Source organism: Streptomyces sp. NBC_01197, from assembly GCF_036010505.1.
Taxonomy (GTDB): Bacteria; Actinomycetota; Actinomycetes; order Streptomycetales; family Streptomycetaceae; genus Streptomyces.
The window spans coordinates 5,972,336-5,984,390 of the sequence record NZ_CP108569.1; the positions used below are offsets into that span (position 1 = coordinate 5,972,336).

The 12,055-nt window shown below is 71.3% G+C and carries 9 protein-coding genes and 1 pseudogene; 3 read left to right on the forward strand and 7 right to left on the reverse strand.

Translation table 11 applies throughout. The annotated features are described in order from the left end of the window. The first annotated feature begins 114 nt into the window (after positions 1 to 114). From OG452_RS27435 to OG452_RS27445, 3 genes are all read left to right on the forward strand, one after another. Positions 115 to 3,027, forward strand: coding sequence for a DEAD/DEAH box helicase (locus OG452_RS27435; RefSeq protein ID WP_405560468.1), 2,913 nt, complete (start codon positions 115 to 117; stop codon positions 3,025 to 3,027). Continuing rightward, positions 3,024 to 4,199, forward strand: a complete 1,176-nt coding sequence (locus tag OG452_RS27440) for an SWIM zinc finger family protein (protein ID WP_327298237.1) — start codon at positions 3,024 to 3,026, stop codon at positions 4,197 to 4,199. Before OG452_RS27435 ends, OG452_RS27440 begins: the two co-directional genes overlap by 4 nt. 80 nt (positions 4,200 to 4,279) lie before the next feature. Next, complete coding sequence (locus OG452_RS27445; RefSeq protein ID WP_327298238.1) at positions 4,280 to 4,714, forward strand: hypothetical protein; 435 nt, start codon at positions 4,280 to 4,282, stop codon at positions 4,712 to 4,714. A gap of 65 nt (positions 4,715 to 4,779) precedes the next feature. On the opposite strand, the gene OG452_RS27450 is transcribed toward OG452_RS27445, so the two are convergent. The 7 genes and pseudogenes from OG452_RS27450 to OG452_RS27480 form a co-directional block, all read right to left on the reverse strand. Beyond that, positions 4,780 to 6,726, reverse strand: a complete 1,947-nt coding sequence (locus OG452_RS27450; RefSeq protein WP_327298239.1) for a cellulase family glycosylhydrolase — start codon at positions 6,724 to 6,726, stop codon at positions 4,780 to 4,782. 19 nt (positions 6,727 to 6,745) lie between these two features. Continuing rightward, positions 6,746 to 7,741, reverse strand: coding sequence for a LacI family DNA-binding transcriptional regulator (locus tag OG452_RS27455; RefSeq protein WP_327298240.1), 996 nt, complete (start codon positions 7,739 to 7,741; stop codon positions 6,746 to 6,748). Beyond that, complete coding sequence (locus tag OG452_RS27460) at positions 7,738 to 8,565, reverse strand: carbohydrate ABC transporter permease (RefSeq protein WP_327299805.1); 828 nt, start codon at positions 8,563 to 8,565, stop codon at positions 7,738 to 7,740. Before OG452_RS27460 ends, OG452_RS27455 begins: the two co-directional genes overlap by 4 nt. Before the next feature lie 23 nt (positions 8,566 to 8,588). Beyond that, a complete protein-coding gene (locus tag OG452_RS27465) occupies positions 8,589 to 9,515 on the reverse strand; it encodes a carbohydrate ABC transporter permease (protein WP_327298241.1) in 927 nt (308 codons plus the stop codon). Between the two features lie 12 nt (positions 9,516 to 9,527). After that, on the reverse strand, positions 9,528 to 10,820 hold the full coding sequence (locus tag OG452_RS27470; RefSeq protein ID WP_327298242.1) for an ABC transporter substrate-binding protein: 1,293 nt from the start codon (positions 10,818 to 10,820) through the stop codon (positions 9,528 to 9,530). Positions 10,821 to 11,011: 191 nt separating this feature from the next. Continuing rightward, a pseudogene (locus tag OG452_RS27475) lies at positions 11,012 to 11,235 on the reverse strand (AAA family ATPase); the annotation flags it as partial. A gap of 234 nt (positions 11,236 to 11,469) precedes the next feature. After that, positions 11,470 to 12,003 (reverse strand): hypothetical protein, encoded by a 534-nt coding sequence (locus tag OG452_RS27480; RefSeq protein WP_327298243.1) that lies wholly within the window; start codon positions 12,001 to 12,003, stop codon positions 11,470 to 11,472. Positions 12,004 to 12,055 lie beyond the last annotated feature (52 nt).

The following is a 12,055-nucleotide window of genomic DNA, read 5'->3' on the forward strand; positions in this document are numbered from 1 at the left end:
GGCCGGACCGCGCTCGTCGCACTCCCGAGCCGGCTGCCGGATCCGCCGTCCCAGCCCGCTGTCAGACCCCGCACCTACACTCGCAGAGAGACAGGAACGAGGGCGGAAAGGCAGGTGAGCGGGGTGCGGCAGTCAGCGGAGACGCAGGGGGTGAGCGGGGCCGGACCCGCGGCGCTCACCCGGCAGGCCGCGATCTTCCTGCCTGCCGTCGTGCCCCGCAAGGGCCGGTTCGCCTTCTGGGATCCGGAAGCGCGACAGGCGCCGGCCGCCGGTCCGGACGAGCTCGTGGTCGTACGGCGACACGGCGCGGCAGCCCGTCGCCGTACCGTGCCGGCCGTCCTGCTGCCCCTCACCGAGGCGCTGCCGCTGCTGACCGCCGCCCGCCACTCCCCGGTCGCCCACCCCGCCGCCCGCTGCTGGGGCGCGGCGGCGCTGCACGCCCTGCAACTGGCCGCGCGCGGGCGGTTCCTGCCCGGGCTGACCGCCGACGACCACGATGCCTGGCGGGCCGGGCCGCTCGACGCGGAGGACGTCGCCCATCTGCGTGCGGTGGCCGCCGCCATGCCGCCCGAGGCGTACGCCGTCCCGCTTCCCGGCCGCACGCCCCTGGAACTTCCCGAACCCGAAGGGCTGCTCAGGGCGTTCTACGACGCGGTCGCCGACGCCCTGCCGCGCACCCCGGCCGCTCCGCACGCGGCCGGGACCGCCTACGCCGCCAGTGCACCGCAGCGGCTGCCGGGGCTGCGCGAGTGGGCGGCCGAGGTGGCGGCCGGGGCGGACGCGGGCGTACAGGTCTCGCTCCGGCTCGATCTCTCCGGTTACGAGCTGTTCGACCGGGCCGACGACATGACTGCCCTCGCGGACGGCGCCCTCGCGGACGGCGCCGCCGGTGACACCGGAGCGGCCGGTCATGTCGCGGCACAGGAGCGGCGGGCCGCCGCGGCTGTCGTCCAGGTGCACAGCCTCGCCGATCCGACGCTGGTGGCCGACGCGGGCCGGCTCTGGGCCGGGGACGGCGACGAGCACTTCGGACCGCGGGTGCGGATCGACACCGTACTGGCGCTGCGGCGCGCGGCGCGGGTCTGGCCCCCGCTGGCCGGGCTCCTGGCGCGGCCCGTGCCCGACGTACTGCCGCTGTCCGAGGACGAGTTGTACGAGCTGCTCGGCCCTGCTGCCGCACGGCTCGCCGAGGCGGGCGTGGCCGTGCACTGGCCACGGGACCTGGTCCGGTCGCTGTCCGCCGCCGCGGTCGTCAGACCGGCACCCGGCTCGGCCACGGACGGCACCCCGTTCTTCGACGCGGAGCAGCTTTTCTCCTTCAGCTGGCAGCTGGCCATCGGCGACGACCGGCTGACCGAATCGGAGATGGACGTCCTGGCCGAGGCGCACCGCCCGATCGTGCGGCTGCGCGACCAGTGGGTCGTCATCGACCCGGCTCTCGTGCGAAAGGCGCGCAAGCGCGAACTGGGGCTCCTCGCACCGGTGGACGCGCTGTCGGTGGCACTGACCGGCAGCGCAGACGTGGACGGCGAGCCGGTCGACGCGGTCCCGGTCGGCGCGCTCGCGGCCCTCCACTCCAGACTCACGTCGGACACGGCGCCGCTGCCGCAGCCCGCGGGCCTTGAGGCCACGCTCCGCGACTACCAGCTGCGCGGTCTCGGCTGGCTCGATCTGATGACCTCGCTCGGCCTCGGCGGCTGCCTCGCCGACGACATGGGCCTCGGCAAGACGATCACGCTCATCGCCCTCCATCTGCACCGCGCCCGGCCCGAACCCACGCTGGTGGTCTGCCCCGCCTCGCTGCTCGGCAACTGGCAGCGCGAGATCAACCGTTTCGCCCCGGGCGTGCCCGTCCGCCGCTTCCACGGCACGGACCGCTCGCTGACCGGCACCGAGGGCGGCTTCGTCCTGACGACGTACGGGACGATGCGCACCAGCGCCGCCGAACTGGCCGGGCACCCCTGGGGCATGGTCGTCGCCGACGAGGCACAGCACATCAAGAACCCCAACGCGGCGACGGCCAAGGCTCTGCGCACCATCCCGGCTCCGGCGCGGGTCGCACTCACCGGCACACCCGTGGAGAACAACCTCTCCGAACTGTGGGCGCTCCTCGACTGGACGACCCCCGGGCTCCTCGGCCCGCTCAAGACGTTCCGCGCCCGCCACGCGAGGATCGTCGAGAACGGCGAGGAGGACGGTGCGGTCGAGCGGCTGGCGCGGCTCGTCAGGCCGTTCCTCCTGCGCCGCAAGAAGTCCGACCCCGGCATCGCCCCCGAGCTGCCGCCCAAGACGGAGACCGACCACCCCGTCCCGCTCACCAGGGAGCAGGCATCGCTCTACCAGGCGGTCGTCCGTGAGTCGATGGCCGTCATCGAAGCCGGTGAGGGCCTCGGCCGGCGCGCCCAGATCATGAAGCTGCTCACCGCGCTCAAGCAGATCTGCAACCACCCGGCGCAGTATCTGAAGGAGGGCCCCTCCCGCCTCGCCGGGCGCTCGGGCAAGCTCGCCCTCCTCGACGAACTCCTCGACACCATCCTCGCGGAGGGCGGCTCCGGCGGCGCCGTCCTGGTCTTCACCCAGTACGTGGCGATGGCCCGGCTGCTCTCCGAACACCTCACCGCGCGCGGCATCCCCTCGCAGCTGCTGCACGGTGCAACGCCGGTGGCCCGGCGCGAGGAGATGGTGGACCGCTTCCAGGCCGGCGAGTGCCCGGTCTTCCTGCTCTCCCTCAAGGCGGCGGGGACCGGGCTGAACCTCACCAGAGCCGGTCATGTCATCCACTACGACCGCTGGTGGAACCCAGCCGTCGAGGAACAGGCGACGGACCGCGCGTACCGCATCGGCCAGACGCAGCCCGTGCAGGTCCACCGGCTGATCACGGAAGGCACCGTGGAGGACCGGATCGCCGAGATGCTGACGGCCAAGCGTGCGCTGGCCGACGCGGTGCTCGGCTCCGGTGAGAGCGCCCTGACCGAACTGGGCGACGCGGAACTCGCCGACCTGGTGTCCTTGCGGAGGCCCTCGTGAGCAGCTGGTGGGGGAACGCCTGGGTGGCCGCCCTGGAGGGGCTGTCGCTCGACGCGGGACGCCTCGAAAGGGGCCGGAGCTATGCGAACGGGGGCCATGTAGCCGCGGTCAACGTCGCACCGGGCCGCATCCTCGCCTACGTACACGGGAGCCGCCCGCGTCCCTACCGGGCGGAACTGCGGCTGCGTACGCTCTCCGGCGACGACTGGGACCACTTCCTGGAGGCTGCCGCGGCCCAGCCTGGCCATATCGCCGCGCTGCTCGACAAGGACATGCCCCACTCGCTGGCCGACGCGGCGGCCGATGCCGGTGTCGCCCTGCTCCCGGCGCCGGGCGATCTCGTGCCGTCCTGCACCTGCCCGGACAGCGGCCGCCCCTGCAAGCATGCCGCAGCGCTCTGTTACGAGACCGCCCGGCTACTGGACGCCGACCCGTTCGTCCTGCTTCTGATGCGCGGCAGGGGCGAGCGCGAGCTCCTCGACGAACTGGCCCGGCGCAGCGCGGCCCACTCCGCACGGGAGGCACGGGAGCAGCCCCCCGCGCCACCCGCTCCAGGAGTCCCCGCGCGGGAGGCCCTCGCCCCGCGGTTCCTGCCGCCCCTGCCCGTGCCGCTGCCCGTCGGGCCGTATCCCGGTCGCCCGCCCGCCTACCCTGAGGCGCCCGGGGCTCCCGACCCGTCGGCCCTCGACGACCTCGCCACCGACGCCGCGGCACGCGCCCACACGCTGCTCACCACCGGAGCCGATCCGGTCAGCGGCCTCACCCCCTGGCAGGACGCGGTCCGGCTGGCAGCGGCCCGCCCCACCGCCGGACTGACCGCCACCACCCGCACGCTCTACCGCGGACTCGCGTCGGCCACCGGCCGCACCCCCACCGATCTGGCGCGGGCGGTGGCCGCCTGGCGGCAGGGCGGCGCCGAAGGCCTGGCCGTACTCGAAACGCCGTGGGACCCACCCGCCGGTCCCTTCGACCGGGCCCGTCCCGCCCTGGCAGCCGCCGGGCTGCCGCGCTTCCAGCCCTCGCGCAACCGGCTGACCGTGCCCGGCGGCGCCCTCCAGCTACGTTTCGGCCGGGACAACCGCTGGTACGCGTACGAATCCGACCCGGGGCGGGACGACTGGTGGCCCCGCGACACCCCGCACCCCGACCCGGTGGAGGCGCTCCGGCGCTAACCTTCACGAGCGGAATGCGCACAGGCCGCAAGGTCCGACTCACACGGTCCGACTCACACGATCCGAATCAAGGGGGAACGGTGGACGCGGAGTTGACAGCGCTGGTGACGGCGGGGGCGACCACCCTCGTACAGCAGATGGCGACCGACGCATGGGCGCGCACACGCGACCGGGTGGCTGCCTTCCTGGCCCGCCGCGGCAGCGCCGATCCCGCCGCGGTCGCCGCCGAACTGGACGTGGCCCGCGCGGAACTGGCGACGGCCCGGCAGGACGGCGACGAGGAGGCCGCCGCCGATGTGCAGGGGGAGTGGCGGCTGCGGATGCGCCGCGCGCTGCTGGCCGACCCGGAGGCCGCAGTGGAACTGCGCGCGCTGATCGACGAGTTGGCGCCACCGGTGCCCGGCCAAAGGATCGGCGTCGTCAATAACAGCTTCACCGGCAGCAGCCGGAACGGCACGGTGATCCAGGCCGGGAACATCGAGAACTTCAAGAATCCGTATGGCGGGCAGGGCTGAGGGCCCCATGCGCAACGACATCAGCGGGAAGGCCCCAGGGACACCAACTCCTTGAACTGCGGCGGTCAGAGGACATCGGACTGCCGCAGTTCGAGGACCTGCACCCCGTACGGCTCCAGTGTGACCTCCGGTGACTCCGTCCCCGTACCGAGGCCGAAGAGCCTGCCCCCGCGCGGCCGTACGGTCAGCGTGTCCGGCGACTGGCTGACCAGCCAGACGAAGCGCCGGCCGTCTTCGTGGACCAGCACATCGGCGCTGACGTACGGAGTGTCCACCGTCACCGGGCGCACCACCCCCGCGACCTCCGCCAGGACCTCGTACAGCCGGTGCGTCTGCTCGGGGTTGACGCGCGCGCTGCGGGCGGCCATGTGCTCCAGCGGATAGGTGGCCAGCACCGTCCGGCCCGCCCCCGTCTCGTTCACCAGTAGCGCCGGCCGGCCGTGCGCGTCGGTCGCCACCACGCGGGCGCTCACCGGAACGACGGGCAGGTACGCGATGCTGTCCTCGTTCCCCGCGACCGGGAAGCGAAGCGTCTCACCAGCCTTCAGCGGGCCGAAGTCCTCGGCGAAGGTCAAGTCGAGGACCTTCTCCTCGATCGGCTCGGCGACCCCGTACGACAGCTGGTGCTCCACCCCGAAGAGCCCGTCCAGGTCGTGGAACCACGGCCCGCGGGTCGCCGGGTGCTCGCCCGAGCAGAACGACAGATAGACGGTCGCCCCCTCACGGGCCCGCCGCTCCAGGTCCCGCCGGGTCCGGGTCGTCAGCTGACGGGTCGAGGGCAGCAGATACAGCTGTACGTCCTCGGTGAGCCCGTCCGCCTCCCGTACGAAACCGACCGGCAGATCCGCGCCGTGCGCCGCGACATACCCCTGCTGGAGCGAGGAGAAGATCAGCGGACGGTCCGCCGGCCTGCTGTACGGGTAACCGCGCTCCAGGAACGCCGGGACCACCAGCGCGGCCCCCGCGTCCGCCCGCCGGCACCGGGCGAAGTCGACCTGGCCGAGCACCGTGGCGAAGACGGCGAGTTCCCGCAGCGGCTCCTTCGCGCGCCCTTCGCGGTCCGTGATGCCGAAGTGCATCTCGAAGGGGTGGTGGTCGTAGGGTGACTGGTCCCACAGGTCGTCGTAGTCGGTGTTGTTCCAGGCGATCCAGCCCGTCGCCCCGCCCAGCAGCGAATTGTGCAGCGTCTGGCGGTAGTACACGCCCGCGTTGCGCGCCGACACGGTGTCCGTGGACAGGCCGAACTCCTCAAGCACCACCGGCTGCCCCGTCACCGACGCGAGTTCGCACTCGAAGGCCGCCCGGTAGTGCTGGCGGACCACATCGGTGTCCGAGCGGTAGACGTGCGGGCCGACGAAGTCCACGTACGCGGCGGTCTCGCGCAGCGAGAAGCCGTTGTCGCGCCCGGTCACCTCCTGGCCCCAGGCGCCGTCGCCGAGCGACACGGGCTGGGTGCCGCCCGCCGCCCGCACCGCGTTGCACATCGACTGTGCCCACGCCGTCACCACATCGGACGACGGCGGGTCGACCTGGTGGATCCGCCCGTACCCCGGCATCTCATTGGTGATCAGCCACCCCGTGACGGCGGCGTGGTCCTTGAAGCGCCGGGTCATCTCGCTCGCGAACCAGGCCTGCCGGCCGACCATCCACACATCCTCGTAGAGATCGCGTCCCGCGCGCCAGACGGGGTCCCAGTTCTCGCCGGACATATGGCCGACGACGAAGGTAGGGACGGTGCCCATCCCGTACTCGCTGTGCGCGTCCAGGAAGTCCCGGAAGCGGTCGCACAGTTCCTCGTCGATCCGGTGCGGTCCGGGGTGGAAGTCCGGCCAGTAGAAGAACGAGCGGGTCATGTTGAGCCCGTGCTCGCGCAGCACGGCGAGCTCCTCGCGCACCACACGTGGATCGTAGTTCCGCCACATCAGCGGGCCGCCGGTGCGGGACCAGAAGTTGGCGCCGAGCCAGGGCAGAACGGCCGGGTCATGGGCGAGCTGGGCGCTGTGGCGCTTCATGTGTAGTGCTCCAGAGAAATCAGACGGGACCGGTCGACTCGCGTACGACAAGCCGGGGTTGCCCGGTGGGGGGTTCATGGGGTACGTCCTCGCCGCACCGCGCGAGCAGCACCCGGGCGGCAGCCGCGCCGGCCTGCTGGACGTACTGGTCGACCGTGGTCAGCCGGGGGTGGATCCAGCTGCCGACCGGCAGGTTGTCGTAGCCGACGACGGACAGTTCCGCGGGCACCGAGAGCCCCGCGCGCTGCGCGGTGCCGATGCCGCACACGGCCATCGAGTCGTTGGCGAAGACGATGGCGGTGGGCCGCGGGTCGAGGGCGAGCAGGTGCTCGGTGGCGGAAGTGGCCGCCGCTTCGGTGAAGTCCGTGTGGAGCACCGCGACCGGGGCCAGGTCGTCCACGGCCAGGGTCTCCTCGAGGACCTGCTGCCGGAAACGCGTGTGCAGCAGCCCGGTCGGGCCGGTGACGTATGCGATGCGCCGGTGTCCCAGGTCCAGCAGATGGCGGACCACCTCACTGACGCCGCTGCCGTTCGCCGTGCCCAGCAGGACCGCGGGCAGCCCGAGCCGTTCGAGCAGCGGCGGGCGCGGGTCGTCGGCCCGGTGCTCGGTCAGTACGGCCCCGTCGACCCGGCCCTCGGCGGCGAGGCGTTCGTACAGCGCGGTCTCCTCGCGTACATCGCCGGCCAGGTGCAGCAGCAGTCCGTACCCGCGCGGCGACAGCTCGCTCTCCAGACCGGTGATCAGCTCGGAGAAGTGCAGGTCGGTGCCGAGGACGTCGGTGGGGCGGCGAACGACCATCGCGACCGTGCGCGTACGGGCCCTGCGCAGCGCGCTCGCCGACGCGCTCGGCGACCAGCCGAGCCGTGCGGCCGTCTCCAGGACGCGGCGGCGGGTGGGCTCGGAGATCCGGCCGGTGTTGTTGAACACCTTGGACACGGCCGCCGTGGAGACGCCCGCCTGCGCGGCGACGTCCTTGATCGTGGGCCGGGGGCCGGCCGCCGTACCCGGGCTCACATCTTCACCGCGCCGCTGACCAGGGCCTGCTGCATCCGTTTCTGCAGCAGCGTGTACATGATCCAGACCGGCACGAGAGTGAGGATCGTACCGGCCGTGAGGACGCCGTAGTCGGTGCCGATCTGCGATTTCAGGGTGGGCAGAGCGACCTGGATGGTCCGCAGGTCTGGGTCCGGGCCGATGATGATCAGCGAGTACAGGTACTCGTTCCAGAAGGTCAGGAAGTTCAGCAGCAGCACCGTCGCGATGCCCGGCATGCACATCGGGGTGTAGATGTGCCGCAGTACGCCGAAGGTCGAGGCGCCGTCGATCCGGGCAGCCTCCTCCATCTCGGGCGGGATGGTGCGCATGAACTGGATGAGGATCACCACTGACAGCGGCATCGCGGTGGCCGGCAGGAACAGCACCATGAACAGCCGGGTGTGGAAGAGCCCGGTGGCCGCGGAGAGCAGGAAGGTGGGGAAGAGGGCGGCGAAGGTGGGGATGAGGAAGCCGAGCGAGAAGATCCGCTCGATGGCGGCGCCTACCCGGCCCCGCGCGCGGGCCAGCGAGAACGCCGCCGGAATCGCGAGCCCCAGCGTCAGCGTCAGCGAGAACACCGTGACGATCCCGGAGTTGAGGATCGCCATCCCGAGACCGGCGCTCTCGAACGCGGTACGGAAGTTCCCGGCCCCGAACGACGTCGGAGGCGCGAGCGGGTGGGCGAAGATGGCCTCGTTGGACTTGAACGCCGACGCCAGGAAGTAGTAAAGCGGGACGGCGAGCAGGACGGCGTACGCCCACACCAGAATGTGCGCGGGGAGCCAGGACTTCCTGAACTTCATGGTGGCCATGGGTCGGGCTCCGATCAGTAGCTCTGGCGGAAGACGCGGCGAATGGCGAGCAGTCCGGCAAGACCCGCGAGGAAGAGGACCACACCGACGGCCTGGCTGTAGCCGAGGTCGCTCTCCATGAACGCCTTCTCGTAGACGAGGAAGGACAGCGTGGTCGAGGAGTTGGCGGGGCCGCCCTGGGTCAGCAGCAGCACCTGCTGCGCGGAGCCGAAGAGCGTCCAGAGGAACTGGAGCATCGTGACGACACCGACGTACTCCTTGATGACCGGGAAGTGGATGCGCCACATGGCGCGCCAGTGCCCGGCGCCGTCCAGCTGCGCCGCCTCGCCGATTTCCTCGGGCACGCTGTCGAGCCGCGCGGCGAAGAGAACCGCGGTGAAGCCGATTCCGGCCCAGACGTCCAGGGCGATCAGGCAGTAGAGCGCGGTGTCGGGGTTGGCGAGCCAGGCGTCGGTCACCGATCCGAGGCCGACGGACTCCAGTGCGCCGTTGACCAGGCCGTCCGGGGCGAGGGCGGCGTAGAAGACCATGGCCTTGGCCGGGGTGGAGATGAGCCCGGGGACGAACAGCAGATAGCGGATCACCCGGTGGCCGGGCGGCTTCCGGGCGACGTAGTAACCGACCATGTAGGCACAGACGATCATCACCGGGAGGGCGAGGACCATCTGCAGACCGGTGTTGCGCACGGCCTGCCAGAAGACGGGATCGTCGAAGAGGGCCTGGAAGTTGCCGGTCCCGGCGAAGGACGTCGGCTGGAGCATGCCGGGCCAGTGCAGGGCGGCGATCACGAAGATCGCGACCATCGGCCCGGCCATGAAGACCAGATACCAGACGAGGGCGGGCAGCGCGAGGACCGTGGTGCGCGGAGCGCGCTGCCCGCGCCGTGCGGCGGGCGGGGCGGCCTGCCGGGAGGCGGGCCTGACGGACGAGGTCATCGTCATGGGGTTGCCTCCTCAGGCGTTGCGGTACGCGCCCTGGAGCGCGGCGAGAATACGGCGGGAGCTGACGCCCGGGGTGAAGGCGGTGCTGGTGGCCTGGATCATCGGCTGGACGGCCGACGGCGGTACGTAGAGGTCTGGCAGCACAACCTGGCTGACGCCGCTGCCGAGTTGCTGCGCCTTCGCGACCAGCGGGAACCGGTCGCTGAGGGTGTCCGTCCGTACCGCCATGTCCCGGCCGCCCTCCGAGACGAAGCGGCTGACGACCTCCGGCCGGTACATGAAGCGCACGAACTTCTCGACGGTCCCGATCTTCCTGGTGCCGTTGGGGCTGACCCAGAACCCGTTGACGGTGAAGGTCCGCAGGATGGTCGGTTTGTCGTGCACAGCGCCGGGCGGCAGTGGCCAGCCGCCGACGTCCGTATGGCTGGCAACGTTGTCAGGAACGCGGGCGAGAGCGGAGGACATCGCCGACTGCATGGCGGCGGCCCCGGTGTTGAACTGTGTGGTCATCGAGTCGGTGGTGAGTCCCTGGGCCTTGTCGGTGAAGACACCGGCGTCCCGCAGCTCGACGAAGTACTCGATGCCTTCCCGCGCCCCCTTGATCCCGCTGAAGTCACCGGTGGCGTACAGCTTCTTGGCCTGGTCGGCGGTGAGGAAGGACTGGATGATCTGGGCGAGGAGCTTCTGCCCGGTCCAGTCGTTGCCGCCGATGGTGACGGGGGCGGTGCCCTTCGCGCGGAGCTTCCTGGCCGCGGCGATCAGGGCGTCCCCGGTGAGCGGGATGTCCTCGACACCCGCTGCGCGCAGCAGAGCGCGGTTGAAGGCGACGGGCCAGTTGCTCGCGATGTAGGGGAGGGCGCGGAGCCTGCCCTTCTCATCGGTCCACTCCGCGAGCGCGGCGGGCAGGATGCGCTTGCGCAGGTCCCAGTCGTCGAGATAGCCGTTGACAGTCACCGTGGCGCCGAGTTCGGTCCAGGAGACGGTCTTGTCATAGAGGTTGACCATGACGACGTCGGCCTCTTTGTGGGCCAGCCGCGAGGTCTCGTAGACCTGCCCCAGTTCGTCCCCGTTGATCAGGCTCTTGACCTTGAGCCCCGGGTTCTCCTTGCGGAACATGTCGAGAACGGCCCGGTAGGTCGCGGAGCCGGGAGCGGTGCCGCCCAGCGAACTGTGGACGACCAGGGTGTCGGGGTCGGACTCGTCCCCTCCGAGCATCCCGCACCCGGAAAGCCCGGGCCCGGCGACACCGGCGGCGACGGCCGCACCCGCGGAGATGAACCCACGGCGATTCAGCATGGAACGCACGGTTTGCGGCCTCCTGCGGGGGCGGGGGAGTGGGGGCCCAGCAGGTGGTTAATCGATACACCCGCGAGGTGCGAGCACCGTACGAGGCAGTGGGGGCAGGGTCAACCCCCCATTGCACATGGTGATTTCGTGCGGTGGCTATGGGGGGAAATCGGCTGTTCATCCGCCCGGTACAAGCGGGCGGGCCGGTGTCAGGGGCTGGCGAGGATGACCAGTCGCTGGGTTGCCCGGTCATCGCGACGTAGCGGTCGACCGCTCCCTCGATGCCGTCGCCGAACGTCTCCGGGTCGATCAGGACGACCAGGTCGAATTCGAGCCCCTTCGCCAGCTCCGGGGTCAGCGACCGGACGCGGGGCGCCGGCCGGAACGCGGGATCGCCGATGACGCATGCGGTGCCATCGGCGTGCGCGGAGATCGGCGATCGACTGGGCGAGGCACGCCGCGATGGCTGCGAAGTGCTGCTCATCGCCAGCGATCAGTGCCGGGTCGGCCTTGGGGGCAAGGCGGTCGGGAAGGTCGAACGCTCTGAGGGCCAGAGGGTTCACATCATTAATTCCGAGACAAGACCGCGGGCGGATCCCTGCGGACGGATGACTGCGGCGGACGGCTCTGGACGCTCAACCTCCCGAGCAGGGCCCGGCCCCCGGCGTCACAACGACTTCGACCAATCGGTCAGAGCCGTGAAGTCCCGCTCCCGCAAGCCGTGTCGGGGTGCGATCCGCAGGAGGAGCGACGGCGCGTCATGGTGCGTCGTGACATGAGCCGTGTCCAGGTCCGTGATCATGTCGTCCACCCAGGCGAAGGGACGGCCCGCCGCCCACTCCAGAAGTGGGCGCGTCTTCCAGTAGAGGCCGTCGGGGTCCTTGGCGAAGAGCTCGGGCCATTCGATGACCGGAAGGGCGCGCGGCAGGCCGATGGCCGGGGCGATCATCTCGTTCGCCTGGTGCATCCAGGTCGTCGCCCACACGAGTTCGAAGGGGAGAGCGGTGAGGCGGGCCCCGTGTCCCGGATGGAGCCGGACGCACAGGCCGCGGCGGTGGGCCCGGGAACCTGGTGTCTGGCGGGCGAGCCAGTTCGCCGGATGGAGGCGGTGGGCTGTGTAACCGCGCAGGCGGGCGAGGCGGGCGGCGTACGGGTTGAGGGGGCCGTCCACGTCGATGAGGAGCAGCGGGCGATCTGTCATGGCACATTACTTCCCGTGGTGAGGCACCCCAATGTCAGTGGCCCTGCTTAGA